Source organism: Paraburkholderia sp., from assembly GCF_035501035.1.
GTDB lineage: Bacteria > Pseudomonadota > Gammaproteobacteria > Burkholderiales > Burkholderiaceae > Paraburkholderia.
This window is the reverse complement of record NZ_DATJWR010000264.1, coordinates 1-15,192: the sequence shown is the minus strand read 5'-3', so window position 1 is coordinate 15,192 and position 15,192 is coordinate 1. Positions and strand designations below refer to the sequence as shown.

15 protein-coding genes and 1 pseudogene are annotated in these 15,192 nt (G+C 66.3%); 12 read left to right on the top strand and 4 right to left on the bottom strand.

Translation table 11 applies throughout. The annotated features are described in order from the left end of the window. Positions 1-115 precede the first annotated feature (115 nt). The 5 genes from VMJ11_RS19330 (at position 116) to ribD (ending at position 5,495) form a co-directional block, all read left to right on the top strand. On the top strand, positions 116-853 hold the full coding sequence (locus VMJ11_RS19330) for a class I SAM-dependent methyltransferase (protein ID WP_325620994.1): 738 nt from the start codon (positions 116-118) through the stop codon (positions 851-853). Positions 854-968: 115 nt separating this feature from the next. After that, positions 969-1,607 carry a GTP cyclohydrolase II gene (locus tag VMJ11_RS19325; protein WP_325620993.1) on the top strand — a complete coding sequence of 213 codons (639 nt, stop codon included), beginning with the start codon at positions 969-971 and terminating at the stop codon, positions 1,605-1,607. Next, a complete protein-coding gene (locus VMJ11_RS19320; protein WP_325620992.1) occupies positions 1,604-3,295 on the top strand; it encodes a WD40 repeat domain-containing protein in 1,692 nt (563 codons plus the stop codon). The genes VMJ11_RS19325 and VMJ11_RS19320 overlap by 4 nt, the downstream gene beginning before the upstream one ends. 56 nt (positions 3,296-3,351) lie before the next feature. Then, positions 3,352-4,332 (top strand): formylglycine-generating enzyme family protein, encoded by a 981-nt coding sequence (locus VMJ11_RS19315; protein ID WP_325620991.1) that lies wholly within the window; start codon positions 3,352-3,354, stop codon positions 4,330-4,332. Beyond that, entirely contained in the window at positions 4,329-5,495 is a 1,167-nt protein-coding gene (gene ribD, locus VMJ11_RS19310; protein WP_414694429.1) for a bifunctional diaminohydroxyphosphoribosylaminopyrimidine deaminase/5-amino-6-(5-phosphoribosylamino)uracil reductase RibD, read from the top strand. The genes VMJ11_RS19315 and ribD overlap by 4 nt, the downstream gene beginning before the upstream one ends. 142 nt (positions 5,496-5,637) lie before the next feature. On the opposite strand, the gene VMJ11_RS19305 is transcribed toward ribD, so the two are convergent. Then, positions 5,638-5,922: a hypothetical protein gene (locus VMJ11_RS19305; protein WP_325620989.1), complete on the bottom strand. Its 285-nt coding sequence runs from the start codon at positions 5,920-5,922 to the stop codon at positions 5,638-5,640. A 21-nt stretch (positions 5,923-5,943) separates the two neighbouring features. Between VMJ11_RS19305 and VMJ11_RS19300 the strand changes: the two genes are divergently transcribed. Together VMJ11_RS19300 and VMJ11_RS19295 are read left to right on the top strand one after the other, a co-directional pair. Then, entirely contained in the window at positions 5,944-6,315 is a 372-nt protein-coding gene (locus VMJ11_RS19300; protein WP_325620988.1) for a YciI family protein, read from the top strand. Then, a complete protein-coding gene (locus VMJ11_RS19295) occupies positions 6,312-7,580 on the top strand; it encodes an RNA polymerase sigma factor (protein WP_325620987.1) in 1,269 nt (422 codons plus the stop codon). Before VMJ11_RS19300 ends, VMJ11_RS19295 begins: the two co-directional genes overlap by 4 nt. 152 nt (positions 7,581-7,732) lie before the next feature. Here the strand turns inward: VMJ11_RS19295 and ppk2 are convergent, their stop codons facing one another. Both ppk2 and VMJ11_RS19285 read right to left on the bottom strand, forming a co-directional pair. After that, positions 7,733-8,824, bottom strand: a complete 1,092-nt coding sequence (gene ppk2 / locus VMJ11_RS19290; protein WP_325620986.1) for a polyphosphate kinase 2 — start codon at positions 8,822-8,824, stop codon at positions 7,733-7,735. 184 nt (positions 8,825-9,008) lie between these two features. Further along, positions 9,009-9,227, bottom strand: a complete 219-nt coding sequence (locus VMJ11_RS19285; protein ID WP_325620985.1) for a YdcH family protein — start codon at positions 9,225-9,227, stop codon at positions 9,009-9,011. Positions 9,228-9,491: 264 nt separating this feature from the next. Here VMJ11_RS19285 and VMJ11_RS19280 point away from each other — a divergent pair, with 264 nt between their 5' ends. Both VMJ11_RS19280 and VMJ11_RS19275 read left to right on the top strand, forming a co-directional pair. After that, complete coding sequence (locus tag VMJ11_RS19280) at positions 9,492-11,132, top strand: CHAD domain-containing protein (protein WP_325620984.1); 1,641 nt, start codon at positions 9,492-9,494, stop codon at positions 11,130-11,132. A gap of 221 nt (positions 11,133-11,353) precedes the next feature. Continuing rightward, entirely contained in the window at positions 11,354-12,142 is a 789-nt protein-coding gene (locus tag VMJ11_RS19275) for a TOBE domain-containing protein (protein WP_325620983.1), read from the top strand. A 108-nt stretch (positions 12,143-12,250) separates the two neighbouring features. Here the strand turns inward: VMJ11_RS19275 and VMJ11_RS19270 are convergent, their stop codons facing one another. Beyond that, positions 12,251-12,952, bottom strand: coding sequence for a phosphatase PAP2 family protein (locus VMJ11_RS19270; protein WP_325620982.1), 702 nt, complete (start codon positions 12,950-12,952; stop codon positions 12,251-12,253). A gap of 265 nt (positions 12,953-13,217) precedes the next feature. Between VMJ11_RS19270 and VMJ11_RS19265 the strand changes: the two genes are divergently transcribed. The 3 genes and pseudogenes from VMJ11_RS19265 to VMJ11_RS19255 all read left to right on the top strand — a co-directional run. Beyond that, on the top strand, positions 13,218-14,399 hold the full coding sequence (locus tag VMJ11_RS19265; RefSeq protein ID WP_325620981.1) for a PHB depolymerase family esterase: 1,182 nt from the start codon (positions 13,218-13,220) through the stop codon (positions 14,397-14,399). Positions 14,400-14,498: 99 nt separating this feature from the next. Further along, positions 14,499-14,678 carry a DUF3563 family protein gene (locus VMJ11_RS19260; protein ID WP_325620980.1) on the top strand — a complete coding sequence of 60 codons (180 nt, stop codon included), beginning with the start codon at positions 14,499-14,501 and terminating at the stop codon, positions 14,676-14,678. 290 nt (positions 14,679-14,968) lie between these two features. Continuing rightward, positions 14,969-15,192, top strand: a pseudogene (locus tag VMJ11_RS19255) (site-specific integrase); the annotation flags it as partial.

Below are 15,192 nucleotides of genomic sequence, written 5' to 3'. Positions count from 1 at the left end.
CGGTGGGAGATATCACGGAAACGCCCGGTGTATCGCCGTCAGAAACCGGATTCATGAAAGCCGGGTGTGGGAACGGGATTTTCGGAATCTGAATATCCACAGTGGGAGGGAATTGATGAGCACGGTAATTCGTTACGACTCCATCGGGGAGCGGTTCGAGGATTTCACGCAGACAGCAGCGCAAAGGACAATCGAGGAGCGCACGATCTTCCATATGATCGGCGAAGTGGCGGGGCTGTCTGTGCTCGACCTCGCCTGCGGTTTCGGATATTTTGGCCGCGCGCTGCACCGGCGCGGCGCGGCGCGCGTCGAGGGCGTCGACATTTCGACGCGCATGATCGAACTCGCGCGTGCGGAATCGAAGAGAAACGGCGAGCCGTTGATTTTCCACGTCCGCGACGTAGCGGAAATGGAAATGCTCGGCAAATTCGATGTGGTCAATGCCGCATGGTTATTCAATTACGCTGAGTCGCCGGAGCAGCTCGCGAAAATGTTTCGCGCCGCGGCGGCTAATCTGAAGCCGGACGGAAAACTCGTCGCCTATACCGTGGATCCCGATTTTTCACTCAAAAAAGGTAATTTCGAACGTTACGGCGTGAATGTGCGCAATGAAACGCCGTGGCGCGGCGGCTTTCGCCACGATGCGCAGTTCGTCACCCAACCGCCCAGCGCATTTACTTTTTATCGCTGGAGCCGGGCCGAATACGAGCGCGCCATTCTGGCGGCGGGCTTCACGACGTTTCACTGGCAGAAACCATTGCTGGCGTTATCCGATATCGCGGCGCGACCGGATGGCTTCTGGGACGTGTTCCAGTCCAACTGCCTGCAAACAGGGCTCGTTTGCAGGCGCTGATCGACGCAGCATTCACCGGCTTGCGGGCCGGGCCTCGCGGCGTTCCTGCCGCACCGGCGCAGTGCCGCCGGCGGGACGCATCTTTCTTTCCGACTTCGACTATCAGGCAGCGTACATGAACATTTCCGATATTGAACGCGGTGTGTCCGTACGAACTCGCGTGAAGGTGCCCATCCGGCCGAGAGCCGGGACGTTCGACTTCGAACCCGAGATGGTGACGTTTTCGGGGCTGTGCGACAACGCTGAACACCTCGCGCTCGTGTTCGGTCCACCCGGCGCGGTGCCCTACGTGCGCGTGCATTCCGAGTGCCTGACCGGCGACGTGTTCGGTTCGTCGCGCTGCGACTGCGGCGAGCAATTGCACGAGGCGATCATGCAATTCGGTGCCTGTGGCGGCATTTTGCTGTACCTGCGCCAGGAGGGGCGCGGCATTGGCCTCTACAACAAGCTCGACGCGTACCGCTTGCAGATCGTGCATGGCCTCGACACGTTCGCTGCGAATCGCGCGCTGAATTTCCCGGACGACTCGCGCGACTTCCGCGTTGCCGCGCAGATGTTGCAGGCTCTCGGCGTGTACGAGATCGCGCTCGTCACCAACAACCCCGACAAGGTCGCGCAGATCGCACGGCACGGCATCGAGGTGAACCGGTCCGTTTGCACCGGCGTTTTTGCAAACGAAGCGAACCGTCGCTACCTGCATGCGAAGGTGGTGCATCACCAGCATGCGATCAACCTGAGCGGAGACTATCGATGATTGCCCACAGCAGCCCGATCAGCGGCGTTGCCGCTCATCGCGACCAGTACGTGCTGACGGCTGGTTACGACAACCAGGTGATTCTGTGGGATGCGAGGACGCAGCGGCCGCTTGCCCGTGGAATACACGACCATCTCGCGAACCAGGGCGCATTCTCGCCGGACGGCGCGTATGTCGTGACATCGTCGTCGGATTACACCGCGCGGTTGTGGACCGTGCCGGAGCTGCAACTCGTCGCCGTGTTCGCTGACCAGCAGGACGACGTCGAGATGAGCGCGTTTCACCCGACACGGCCGCTCGTTGCGACGGCGTCGCGCGATCATCGCGTGCGCGTGTACGACTACAGTGGTCGCCTGCTGCACACGTTCAGCGGCCACACGGCCGACGTGATATCGGTGGAGTGGATGCGCGACGCGGACGAGCTCGTCTCGTCTAGCGACGACGGCACCATCAAGCGCTGGTCGCTTGCGACCAACGGACTGGTCGCGGAAGTCGATCTGGACGGCATCGAGACGGACACGATCGTGATCGCCTCCGACGGCCGTATCTTCGCCGGCAACGACGAGGGCGAGATCATCGTAATCGGGCACGATACGCGCACGCGGCTGCAGGCGCACGAAGCCGGCATCAAGCGGCTCGTGCTCGACGGTGGGCGCGGCCTGCTCGTCTCGCTGTCGTACGACCGCACCATGGGGCTGTGGCATGTGGGCAGCGGCTTGCCCGAACCGGCCGGCGTCACCGCGCTGCCGCCCGAAGTCTGGCCGCGCTCGTGCTCGTTCGAAGGCGATGACCATCTGGTGTTCTCGACCTTCCATGCGAGCTATCGCCGCTACGACTGGCGGCGCGCGCGCTGGGACGACACCGAGCTCGCGCCGACGCACGGCGTAAACGCGGTGTTGCCGATCGAGGGCAGGCCGTGGACGATCGGCGACGCTGGCGTGGTGCGCGTCGACGGGGAGGTGCATGCGCGCACCGGCAGCCTGTGCAACTTCCTCGTCGCCGCGAAGCCGCGGGTCCTGACGGGCGGCCAGCTCGGCAAGGTGTTCGACGCGCGCAACGGGCGTGAACTGCACCAGCACCGCTCGCCGCTCAACTGCGGCGTGGCCTTCGAGCAGGACGGCGCGACCTGGGCGGTGATCGGCGCCTACACGGGCGAGGGGATCGTGCTGCGCATCGACGGCGAGCACTTCGAGCACGTGGCCGACCTGCCGATGCATCGCAACGCGATCAAGGGCATGGCGTGCTCCGGCGATCTGCTGTTCGCGGTCGCGGCGGACACGTCGGCTACCTGGTACCGGCGCTCGACGCTCGAACCCGTCGCGCGGATCGAGCGGGCGCACGACAGGATCGCGAACGGTTGCGCGGGGCTCGGCGAGGGCTGGTTCGCTTCGGTGAGCCGCGACCTGAAGCTGCGCATCTGGTCGCCTGAGCAGCACTGCGAGGTGCTGGCGACGCCGCACACGCATTCGATCAAGTGCGCGTGCGCGAGCGACGACGGCCGCTTCGTTGCAACCGGCAGCTATAACGGGCGCGTGGCGATCTACGACCGGCGCGAGTCGCAATGGTGCGCCGACGAACGCGCAACGAGCGCGGGCGTGTCGTCGCTGGCTTACGACCCGCACGCGTGCCTCTTCCTCGCGAGCTCGTATGACGGGCATGTCTACCCTGTCGCCGCGCGAGCGCGCTGAACCCGGCACACGCGCCTTGCATCGCGCGTGCCGTTATGAAGAGGACTTCTAACGATATGATGCCGATGCTCGCCGACAATCCAAATCGCCTGACCGACCGCGAGGCCATGGGGCTACCCGAAACGTTCGTTGCGCGCCTGCCGGCCACGCTGCTGGCCGAACATCGCGACCTGCCGTGCGTCGAGCCGGGCGAACTCGCCGCGCTCGCCGCGGACCCAAGGCAGCCGTTTGAGCGGCGCTACGCAGCGGGCACGCTGCTCGGTCTGGTCGGCGATCCGCGTATCCGGCCGCTCGATCCGTGCATGTTCGCGATCCCCGCCGCGCGCGCGACGCTTGGCTTGTCCCGCGCGGACGTGAGCCGCGTCGTCGCGCAGTGGGGTGACGTCGGCGTGATCGAGCCGTGGATCGCGAAGGAATGCCCGCGTTACGAGGTACAGATCGCGGAATTCGCGTTGATGCGCTACCCGGTCACGAATCTCGAATACCGGTTATTTCTCGAACACACGGGTCTGGCTTTGCTGCCGACCTCGTGGACCTTCGGCGCCTATCCGGCCGAGCGGGCGAATCATCCCGTCTGGTCGGTGCCGCCCGAGGCTGCCGATCGTTACGCGCAGTGGCTGTCGGACGCAACGGGGCGGCGCTTCCGGCTGCCTTCGGAGGCCGAGTGGGAGTACGCGGCGTCGGGCGGCGCGCACGAGTACCCATGGGGCGACGTGTTCGATCCACGGGCGGCGAACACCGTCGAGGCCGGTCCGCTCGGCACGACGCCGGTCGGCATTTTTCCGGATGGGCGCAGCCCGTTCGGTATCGACGACATGGGGGGCAACGTCGAGGAGTACGTGGCCGACGACTATCGGCCCTACCCTGGCGGCGCACCGGTCGACGACGACCTGGTGCTCTCGCAGGGCGCGTATCGCGTGGCGCGTGGCGGCAGCTTCACGCGTTTCGGCGACCTCGCGCGCTGCGCGCGCCGGCACGGCCGCTACCCGCGCGACATCTACGCCATGGGCTTCCGGCTTGCGGAGTCGCTGCAATGAGCGGCCCCGCGACTTTCGATGGGGCGCTCGATAGCGCGGCGGCCTTTTCCGTCGCCGATCAGACGCATATGGCGCGCGCGCTCGAACTGGCGGCGCGGGGCCTTTATACGACGACGCCGAATCCGCGGGTCGGGTGCGTGATCGTGAAGGACGGCGTGGTGATTGGCGAGGGCTTCACGCAGCCGGCCGGCCAGGATCACGCCGAGGTGCAGGCGCTGAAGGATGCCCGCGCGCGTGGCTGCGACGCGCGCGGCGCGACGGTCTATGTGACGCTCGAGCCGTGCAGCCACGTTGGCCGTACGTCGGCGTGCGCGCGCACGCTGATCGAATCGCGCGTGCGCGACGTGGTCATGGCGATGGAAGATCCCGACCCGCGCGTGTCCGGCAGCGGTGCGGCGATGCTACGGGCGGCGCGTATCGACGTACGTACCGGGCTCCTCGCGAAACAGGCAGGAAAACTGAATATTGGCTTCGTGTCGCGGATGACGCGCAGACGTCCGTGGGTGCGCGTGAAAACCGCGATGTCGTTGGATGGCCGCACCGCGCTGAGTTCCGGCGAAAGCCGTTGGATCACCAGCGCCGCAGCGCGCGCGGACGGCCACGCATGGCGTGCTCGCGCGTGCGCGATACTGACCGGCATCGGCACCGTGCGCGACGACGACCCGCTTCTCACGGTGCGCGAGGTCGAGACGTGCCGCCAGCCGTTGCGCGTGCTGATCGACAGCCGTCTGGCGCTTTCGCTTGACGCTCGTCTGGTCGAAGGCGGACCGCTGCTCGTGTTTTGCGGCAAGCTCGACCGCGCGGCGATGAAGCGCGCTGCGGCGCTGGAGGCGCGGGGCGCGCAGATCGTGTCTATCGCCAACGGGCCAGGCGGGGTCGATCTACGGGCGGTGCTTGCAGAGCTGGGCGCACGCGGCATCAACGAACTGCACGTGGAAGCGGGGCGCACGCTAAACGGCGCGCTGCTGCGGAACCGTTGCGTCGACGAGTTGCTGGTCTATCTCGCCCCGTGTGTGCTTGGCGCCGACGCCGCCGCGATGTTCGAGATCGCTGCACCCGAAGCGCTGGAGGGCCGCGTGCGGTTGGCCGTGCAACACGTCGATCGGATCGGCGACGATTTGCGGATCCTCGCGCGCATGGTGGATATCGACGCGCGGGTTTGAACGGTGGCAGACGCTTGCGCGTGTGCGGGGCGTGCACATGTGTGGAAGTGGGGGTGCAAGGCCTGGGCAGCGTCGCTGTGCCGCCCGAATGCCGCAGGCTTCACCGGGAATCCGGTGTGCGGGTGAATGGTCTCGATCGGAATCAGCGGGCGACGAAGTTGCGCTGCGATTTTGGGGAAGCGCCGTCACCGGGTTGCTTGTTCTGTTTGCAAACCGAACGATGCTTGCCGTTTCGCGGCGCGATGTGGCCTTCGGCGGCGGCCGTGCGAATATGGCTGGACCGCGAGAGGCGACCACGCGAACCGTCCGCTGCGCGGGCGAACGCATACGCGGCGATCTCGCCATTCGCGATTTTTTCGACGCCGCCTGTCCATCGGCATGCGGCCCGCGCGTCATTGTGATGGCGGCCGATGTACTCACCCGCCATCAACCCATGATGGAGGCTCACATGCAATACCTGTTGATGATCTATTCACAAGAAAACCGCTGGAACCAGATGACCGACAGCGAGCGGCAGCAAGGCGTCGCCGCGTATCAGGCGTACACCGAATCGTTGAAGAACGCACAAGCGCTGGTGGGCGCCAACCGGCTGCAGCACACGAGCACGGCCACCACGGTGCGGCTCGTCGACGGCAAGCCGCAGGTGCTCGACGGACCATATTCCGATTCGAAGGAGCAACTCGCCGGCTACTACCTGATCGATGTGCCCAACCTGGATGCGGCGCTCGCGTGGGCGTCGCGTTGTCCTGGCGCGGCGCACGGCATCATGGAAGTGCGCCCGGTCTGGACCGCCCCCTACGATGCGCCATCTGCGGCATGAGTCAGTCCGGCGGCGACCGTGACGCGGACAGCGCCGCGCATGCCATTGCCGAGGCGGTGGCGCGCCGCAGCTACGGCAAGCTCGTCGCGTTGCTGGCGATGCGCACGCGCGACGTCGCCGCCGCCGAGGACGCGCTCGCCGACGCCTTCGCGGCCGCGCTCGCGGACTGGCCGCAGCGCGGCTGCCCCGCGAATCCCGAAGCATGGCTGATGACGGTTGCGCGCCGGCGGGCGATCGACGGCGCGCGCCATCGCCGTGTGGGTGACGAGGTGGCGAACCAGCTTGCGATCCTCGCCGACGAGATCGACGAGGCCCAAGCCGGTGTGCTGCCGGACCGGCGGCTGGCGCTGCTGTTCGCGTGCACGCACCCTGCGCTCGAGGCCGCGATTCGCACGCCGCTGATGCTGCAAGTGGTGCTGGGGCTCGAAGCGAAGACGATCGCGTCCGCGTTCCTCACGTCGCCTGCGGCGATGAGCAAGCGCCTCGCGCGCGCGAAGAACAAGATCCGCGCAGCGGGCATTCCGTTCAGCGTGCCCGAGCGCGAAGAATTGCCTGACCGGCTTGCTGCGGTGCTGGAAGCGGTCTACGCGGCGTATGCCGAAGGGTGGACCGACCCGGTCGGTGGCGATACGCAGCGGCGCGATCTCACCGGCGAGGCGCTGTTTCTGGCACATCTGCTCATCGAGCTGCTGCCCGAGGAGCCTGAGACGCTTGGTCTGCTGGCGCTGATGCTGTATGCGCAGTCGCGCCGCGATGCGCGACGCGATGCGGCCGGCGACTACGTGCCGCTATCGGCTCAAGATCCGGCGAAATGGAATGCGCCGATGATCGATGCAGCCGACACCCTGCTGCGGCGCGCAAACGCATTGAACGCAATCGGACGCTTCCAGCTCGAAGCCGCGCTGCAATCGGCGCATGTGCATCGCTGCCGCACGCAGCGCCCGAACTGGGACGAGATCGTGCAGCTCTACGATGCGCTGCTTGCGATCGCGGCGTCGCCGGTAGTCGCGGTGAACCGCGCGCTCGCGCTGGCGGAACGGGACGGCCCGCGGGCGGCGCTCGACGCGCTCGAGCCCTATGCGGGCGATCCGCGGCTGGCCGACTACCAGCCGTACTGGGCCGCACGCGCCGACCTGCTCGCGCGTGCCGGCGCCACGGATGAAGCGCTCGGCGCGTACGATCTCGCGATTGGCCTCGAGCGCGATCCAGCCGTGCGCCGGTTCCTGCAGCACAAGCGCACGAAGCTTTTATCGGCGAGCAGCTAGAAAATGGCATTGCGCAGCGCGCGGTAAGCGACTTGACGTGCCATCGCGCTGCGAAGTGGAGGGAAGCGAGGCAGCGCACAACTCACCGCCTCGTCCGCACTTGCCCAACCGACAGGTGACACATCCAGTGCGCGTGCCCACACGGTGCGCCCCTACAGCGCGCGGCTCACGAGCAGCGGGTCTACCACGCCGACGGCTTGGGCGTCGCGGCTCGCATACGGCAGTTTGTGCAGGACGAAGCGCATGGCATTCAGCCGTGCGCGCTTCTTGCAATTGGAGCGGATGACGGTCCATGGCGCGTCGGCGGTATCCGTTCGCGAGAACATGGCCTCCTTCGCCTGCGTGTACTCGTCCCACTTGTCGAGCGAGGCGAGATCGACGGGACTCAACTTCCATTGCTTGAGCGGATGTACCTTGCGCTCCTTGAAACGGCGGCGCTGCTCGGCTCGGCTCACCGAGAACCAGAACTTGATCAGGTGGATGCCGCTGCGGATCAACTGGCGCTCGAACTCGGGCACCTGCATCATGAAATCGGCGTATTCCTGCGGCGTGCAAAAGCCCATCACATGCTCGACGCCGGCCCGGTTGTACCACGAGCGATCGAACAGCACGATCTCGCCCGCCGAAGGCAGATGCTGCACATAGCGCTGCAGATACCACTGCCCGCGTTCGACTTCGGTGGGTTTTTCGAGTGCCACGACACGGGCGCCGCGCGGGTTCAGATGTTCCATGAAGCGCTTGATCGTGCCGCCCTTGCCGGCCGCATCGCGCCCCTCGAAAAGGATCACGACGCGCTGCCCGGTTTCGCGCACCCACGCCTGGAGCTTGAGCAGCTCGACCTGCAGCCGGTACTTCTGCCGCTCGTAACTGCGGCGCGACATCAGGTTGCGATACGGATAGGCGCCTTCGCGCCAGCCGGCGGCGAGTTCCTCGTCGGGATGGCGCGCGCGCGGGTTGCGCCAGTCGGCCGGGTTGCCTTCGAGGATCAGGCTGCGCAACCGGGCGGCCTCGTCGGGTGACATGCCCTGCATCAATGCGGAAATGGACTCGAGCAGCGAATCGGGCGGATTCTGTTGCATGGGATTGCGCGCGAGGAGGTAGTGGACGGCCCCCGCGATGCTCTGGCTCGCGGACTCGATGGCGCTGTCGACGGTGTGCAGCTCGGCGCTGCGGGGCGTGACGAGCGGGCGTCCTGTGGCAGGACCGGGATCGTCGGAGTTAGGGTGGGGACTGGGTTTAGGCATGATTCTGGCAGATGCGGGGACGGATGGCGGGCGAAGCCAGGGCTGGCAAAGCGGGAGCGACGATTGAACGCAATTGAACGTAGAACCGCGCCTTGCGGGTTATCGCGAGGCGAGCGCGAAGGCCATGCTGGCTGCCGGGAGGGGCGCCGGCCTGCGGGTGGCGAGGCGCTGGACGCCGCCCGGTTCAGGCGTTGGCAGCCTTTCTCAGGATCACGTACAGCGAGTCCTTGAGCTGGAGCTTTTCTTTTTTCAGTTGCTCGATTTGCATGCCGTGCGAAGGTACGACGCCGGCCTCCATGTTCTTGATCTGCTGATCGAGGTCATTGTGGCGATGAAAGATCCGTGCAAAGTGGTCATCCTCGATCTTGAGGCGCGATATCAAATCTCTGTACTCTGGAAACACTCAACACTCCTTACAGATGTGAAAATGGGGGAAATCAGAATGTAATTATTCTTCCACCGTCTCGTCATGGCAGTCTTGACCATCATCAGATGCAGGATGGGTCACGCGGGCGCACCGGCGTTAGGGGCCGCTCGCGGGCGTCTCAGGGACGGTCCCTGGGGCGTCGGTGCCGTCTCCCGTGTACCATCGGCCCCGTATTCCTGGCATCCGCTCGCTTGCATCGTTCTAAAGCTTCGCGCCAACTCACAGAACCCTGGAGCGTTCATGGATCGCGTTCTGGAAATCGTGCTGGATGTCGTGATCCCGGCCGCGCCGGATACACCCAAAGCCGCCGCCGTGTACGGGGCCTCAGGTAGCCGCTCAGGTAGCTCAGGTAGCGCGGAACCCTCGGAACTGGCTGCCGCCCTGTGCGCAACGTTGCCGTCGCTCACGGCGCTGCCCGATCCGCGCGCGCACGTGACGACGGTCGCCTTCGACCGCGGCGGCGCACTGGGCCGTCTCGGCTGGCGCGTTGCCGTCGAGTCGCGTGGCGATACGCAAAGCGTCGTCGTGTCGAGTCGCTGCATCCATACGCCGGGGGTCACCGTGGTTGCGCGAGTGTTCGAAGCGCCGCTCGATACGGGCGGCATCGCCCAAGCCCTCTTCGACGCTGCGCCGGAGCCGTTTCGCGAGGCGCTCGGCGCCGCGGACGATCTCGCGCCGTCGGCCTCGCTCGCGGCCACGCGCAGTGGCTGGCTATGGCCGCGCGGCGACATCGACGTGCTGCTCACCTTCGACGAATACGTGCGCGAGTCTCCCGCGCCGCCGCAGGCGTCGGAGGACGCCGCGGCCGTTGCACAGCTGCCCGAGGTGCATGAGTTGCGCGTGAGCGCGCCTTGGCCAGAAGGCGAGGACGAGCGGCCGATCGTCGACGCGCTCTTTGCCGGCGCCTGCGACCTGGTCGGCGCGCTGCCCGCGTTCGTGCGCCTCACGGATGCGCTCGAACGCGCCGCAGCCGGCAACGTGGCCGGCGACGCCCGGGCGGTGCACTCGGACGCCGTGGATCTGGCAGGCGCCGCCACGGCCGAGGCCGCGCTCGTCGCGATCGGACGCAACATCAGTGCGCAATGGCTCGGCAACGACGCCGGCGCGCGCGACAGCGCGAACGGCGAATTCATCCATCAGATGCGTGTGGCGCAGCGGCGGCTGCGCACCGCCATGCGTATCTTCTCGCGCTGGCGCGACGAGAACTGGACGACGTGCATCGAACCGGAGCTCAAATGGCTCGGTGGGCTCCTCGCCGAAGCGCGCGATCGCGATGTCTTCGTCGACTCGACGCTGCCCGCACTTGCCGCCGCCGACGTCGAGCCCGCGCGCTGGAACGCGATCCGCGACGAGGCGAACGCCCAGCGCCTTGCCGCCCGTGCGCGCCTGCGCGAGGCGCTGGCGTCGCCGCGCTATGCATTGGCGGCGCTCGCGTGGCTCCGGTGGCTCGCTGCGCTCGCCAGCCGTGCGCGACTCGCGGGTGAAGCGGGGCGCTCGCTGCACCGGCACGCGAAGAAGTGCGTGCGGCGCTACTACGAGAAGCTCGTGAGCACGCAAAAGCTCACGACCATCGACGAGGCGAGCCGTCATCGTGTGCGCATCAACGCGAAGTACCTGCGCTATACGATCGAATTCTTCGCCACGCTGACGTCGCGCCGCACGCGCGTGGGCGTGGCGCGCACGATCGCGCGGCTGCAGGGCGTGCTCGGCGACGGCAACGACGCTGCGGTGGCCCTGCGCTATCTCGAGCGCATGGACGCCGAGCCGTATCAGCTCGGCTTCGCGCGCGGCTGGTGCGAGGCCGTCAAGCGCTATACCGCGAAGGAGGGCGAGCGTCTGCTGCGCGAACTGGGCGAGCCGAAGGTGCCGCGCCACGCTTGAGTCCCTCGGCGCGCGCCCCTATCATCGCTGGCGGGTTTGCGAACCCGGGCGAGCTCCGGCTCATTTCGTCCTGTCTTTTTCTTTCCCTGCGCACGATGAATCCCGCTGCCTCGAATTCCCCTCCGACCGGATCCACTCAACCCGGAGGCGCTTCTGCTACGCCGCCTGCGTCGCCGGAACTCGGTCTTGGCGGTTCGGTCTGGTTTCAGTCTGGGCAGCAGATGCTCGGTGGCGCCGCGCGCGTCGCGCTGCTCGAAGCCATTCACGCAACCGGCTCGATCACCGGCGCGGCGAAGGCCGTGGGCATGAGCTACAAGGGCGCGTGGGATGCCGTCGACGCCATGAACAATCTCGCGGGCGAGGCGCTGGTCGTCCGCGCTGCAGGTGGCAAGGGCGGCGGCGGGACGAGGCTCACCCCGCGGGCGCTGCGTCTCGTCGAAACGTTTCGGGCCATCGAACATGAGCATCGGCGCTTTCTCGAGCGTGCGGCGCAGGCGCTCGCGGCCGGTGCGAACGAAGGGGAAGAGGCGCGCGCCGGCGGTTTCGAGCGCGATCTGGCCGTACTCGGCCGCTTTGCGATGCGCACGAGCGCGCGCAATCAGCTATTCGGCACAGTGACGGCGATCGTGAGGGGCGCTGTAAACGACGAGGTTTCGATCACATTGCCGGGCGGCGAAACGCTCGTCGCCACGGTCACGCACGAGAGTGCGGAGGCTCTCGGGCTCGCTGCGGGCGCGCCGGTGGTGGCGCTGGTGAAGGCGACCTCGGTCGTGCTGGTCGCGAGCGCGGCGGACGCGGCGCGCCTCTCGGCTCGCAACCGGTTGAGCGGAACCGTCGATGTCGTGCGGCACGGCGCCGTGAACGCGGAGGTAACGCTCGCGTTGCCGAGCGGCGTCGTGATCGCGGCCATCGTCACCGACGCGAGCGTGGACGCGCTCGGCCTCGCCCCTGGGAACGCAGCGACGGCCGTATTCAAGGCGTCGAGCGTGCTGCTGGGTGTGGCGGGCTGAGGTATGAGCGGCTGAATTGCGGCTGGCCGGGGTGGAGCGGCCGAGGCGTGGGTGGCTGAGATGCGGCTGGTTCCGCCGTGGCCGGCTGAGCTTGCAGCCGGCCGAGCGTCAGGCGTGGTGCTGGACGGGCGGCGCCAGCCCGTTGCGGGTTTGCGAGACGGGTGCGTCGGGCGCGCGATTGGTGTGGCCGGCCTTCCATTTGGCGCGCACATAAGGCCGGTCGTGGCCCGATACGGTCAGTGCGATGTTCGTGACCCAGCGATGCGTGGGCACGTGCACGTTGTGCAACGCAACAGTCAGCGCGGCGAGGCTCAGCGCGACGACGGCCGCCGAAATCCTCCGGGCCTGCGCCTGCCACCAGTAGCGCGCGAACACGAGCGCCGTGAGTGCGCCGACGACGCAGCCGGTGACGGCTTCGGAAGGCGAATGTGCGTCGAGCACCACGCGCGATAGCGCGACCGCGAGCCCCACCGCCAGGCCCATGACGATGCCCGCAACCCTCACGACAGGCGGCGCGCCTTGCAGCATCAGGAAGAACGCGACGGGATAAACGGCCGTGGAGAGCATGGCGTGGCCGCTAATGCCCGTGAAGTCGAGTTCGCGCACGCCCACGCCCCAGCCGAGGAAGGCGAGTTTGGTGAGTGTCACGAGGCCGATTGCCACGCCGAGCAGCAACACCCAGCTCGCCGCCATACGCCACGAATAGCCGGCCACGAGCCATAGCGCGATTGCCAGCGCGAGCGGCAAGGTGAGGCCCGCGCCGCCGAGGTTGGTAATCGAATACCACAGATGTGTGGGCAAGTCTGGCATGAGTCAGCGCCGCCGGGCGTATCGAAAAGAAGTTGCAGCGATTTCAATATGTAACGCGTGACGAAGCCGGCTGGCCGACAAGCGCATCACGAAAGCTTCCAGTATAGCCGCGTCGCGTAGATGCAAGCATTGCGCGCCATTTCTGCAAAGTCGGAATCGAATGGGTCTGATCTGCAGCCTCGGGCATTTGGTGTTATTGTGCGTTGCACAATGACAGGTCGCGGCGAAACGCCACAGCGTGTCAGACCCTTTTACGAGGCCATTGATGACGAAAAATCTGACGAAGCTATGGGCAGGCGGCATGCGACGTCTGCTCGCCATCCAGAATCGCGCTATCCGCGACGATCTGAAGGGAGCGGTGCTCGAGGCGCCTCAGCCGCAGGCACTCTGGCGCGCCGCCCAGGCCGCGGCCGAGCAGGCGGCGAAGCCTTCCACGCCGGGTGCGCGCTCGAGCAGCGGTACGCCGGCGCGCGAGTCGCGCGTCGGCCCGCGCGCGGCCGCCTGGGCCGCGGGCGAATGGCGCCGCGCGGAGCATATTGCGCCGGCTGGCGCTAACCGTGCAGAGCGCACGCTTGCCTACGGGCTCTATCTACCGCGGGGGCGGCCGACGGCGGGCATGCCGCTCGTGGTGATGCTGCACGGCTGCCAACAGTCGATGAATTCGTTCGCCGAAGGCACGCGCATGAATCTGCTCGCCGATCGCCATGGTTTCGCGGTGGTGTATCCCGAGCAGTCGGAGCGCGCGCACCCGCATCGGTGCTGGCACTGGTACGACGCGCGCGAAGCGGCGGGCGGCGGCGAAGCCGCGGCCGTCGTGTCGCTGGTGGATACACTCGTTGAGGAACAGGGTTTCGACCGCTCGCGGGTTTATCTGGCTGGCCTGTCGGCCGGTGCGGGGCTCGCGATGCTGCTGGCGGTACGGGCGCCGGGCCGCTTCGCGGCCGTGGCCCTCCATTCCGGCCCCGCTTTCGGCGAAGCGCGCTCGGCCGTCTCGGCGCTCGACGTGATGCGTCGCGGTGTGCACCACGATCCCGTGGCGCTCGTCGACAGCCAGCTTGGTGCGCACGAGCATCCGGGAATGCCGGCAATCGTCGTACAGGGCGACGCCGATGCCGTGGTCGCTCCCATGAATGCGGAACAGCTCGCCGTGCAGATGCTGCGCCTGAACGGTCTTGCGGATGCACGCGGCGTGCGCCAGGGCGTCGTGTCGCACGAAGCTTTCAAGGACGGGTATCGCGAGCAGGATTACGAGCTCGGCGGCGCGAGCGTCGTGCGGCTTTGCCGCGTGGCGGATCTCGACCACGCCTGGAGCGGCGGCGACGACGCCGTGCCGTTCCATTCCTCGACGGGGCCGGATGCGAGCGCGCTGATTTGGGACTTTTTCGAGTCGCAGCGCCGCGAGGTCATAGACGAGACCTACGATGAATTGACGCAAGACGCGGGTTAGGCGCGGCTGTGCTCAAACTGGGGTTTACCCGTAATAGGGTTTACCCTATAATGGCTCTATTCGTTTCGCGGGCAAGTGCCCGTAAAGAAGGGCCATATCATGTATCTGCTCAGCCGCCTTTTCCTGTTCCTGACCGAAACCGCCGAAGTTCGCCGCCAGCAGCGCGAGGAAGCGTATCTCGCCGAATCGGTCGACATCTACGATCTCGAATTCCGCATGCGCAAGCTGGATCGTGAGAAGGCCACGCGTCACCCATCGTGGATGAATCACTACGGCTGAGCAGGGCCAGGCAGTTAGCGGCGTCCCTACGGGGGGCGCCAGCAGGACGGCGCGCGATGCGCCGTTTTTGCCGTACCGTTTTGAGTTTGTGCGGCCTCGATCGCGCCGGTCAGCGGCCCGAGCCCGGCATTTCCGCGGGCTGCTTTTCCTGCACGCCGAAGCAGCCGCGATAGGTCGCGTAAAACGAAGCATGGGTTGACGGTTAAAAGAGCTTTTTAATCAATGGTTTAGTGTCAAGTTTTCCTCAAAGTTGCCGGAAAAGTGCAAATCTGGTGCAAAAGAGGTCAAACATGGCAAGCATCATAAGGAAAGGCAGCAAGTGGCAAGCACGAGTGATTCGCAAGGGGTTCCCTGCACAAAGCAAGTCTTTTAACACCAAAGCAGAAGCGCAGTTGTGGGCTAACGAAATCGAAAATTCAATGCTCACAGGTGTTTTTGAAGACGTAAAAGCCGATCTTGCTGTAACGCTTGGAGAGTTAATCCAGCGATACCTGGATACAGACCCCAAGTTGCA

Coding starts and splice junctions, on each gene's coding strand:
- VMJ11_RS19280 (WP_325620984.1), top strand. CDS start 9,492: ATGGATCGCGTTCTGGAAATCGTGCTGGATGTCGTGATCCCGGCCGCG.
- VMJ11_RS19270 (WP_325620982.1), bottom strand. CDS start 12,952: ATGCCAGACTTGCCCACACATCTGTGGTATTCGATTACCAACCTCGGC.
- VMJ11_RS19330 (WP_325620994.1), top strand. CDS start 116: ATGAGCACGGTAATTCGTTACGACTCCATCGGGGAGCGGTTCGAGGAT.
- VMJ11_RS19295 (WP_325620987.1), top strand. CDS start 6,312: ATGAGTCAGTCCGGCGGCGACCGTGACGCGGACAGCGCCGCGCATGCC.
- ppk2 (WP_325620986.1), bottom strand. CDS start 8,824: ATGCCTAAACCCAGTCCCCACCCTAACTCCGACGATCCCGGTCCTGCC.
- VMJ11_RS19325 (WP_325620993.1), top strand. CDS start 969: ATGAACATTTCCGATATTGAACGCGGTGTGTCCGTACGAACTCGCGTG.
- VMJ11_RS19265 (WP_325620981.1), top strand. CDS start 13,218: ATGACGAAAAATCTGACGAAGCTATGGGCAGGCGGCATGCGACGTCTG.
- VMJ11_RS19315 (WP_325620991.1), top strand. CDS start 3,352: ATGATGCCGATGCTCGCCGACAATCCAAATCGCCTGACCGACCGCGAG.
- ribD (WP_414694429.1), top strand. CDS start 4,329: ATGAGCGGCCCCGCGACTTTCGATGGGGCGCTCGATAGCGCGGCGGCC.
- VMJ11_RS19275 (WP_325620983.1), top strand. CDS start 11,354: ATGCTCGGTGGCGCCGCGCGCGTCGCGCTGCTCGAAGCCATTCACGCA.
- VMJ11_RS19320 (WP_325620992.1), top strand. CDS start 1,604: ATGATTGCCCACAGCAGCCCGATCAGCGGCGTTGCCGCTCATCGCGAC.
- VMJ11_RS19260 (WP_325620980.1), top strand. CDS start 14,499: ATGTATCTGCTCAGCCGCCTTTTCCTGTTCCTGACCGAAACCGCCGAA.
- VMJ11_RS19305 (WP_325620989.1), bottom strand. CDS start 5,922: ATGGCGGGTGAGTACATCGGCCGCCATCACAATGACGCGCGGGCCGCA.
- VMJ11_RS19300 (WP_325620988.1), top strand. CDS start 5,944: ATGCAATACCTGTTGATGATCTATTCACAAGAAAACCGCTGGAACCAG.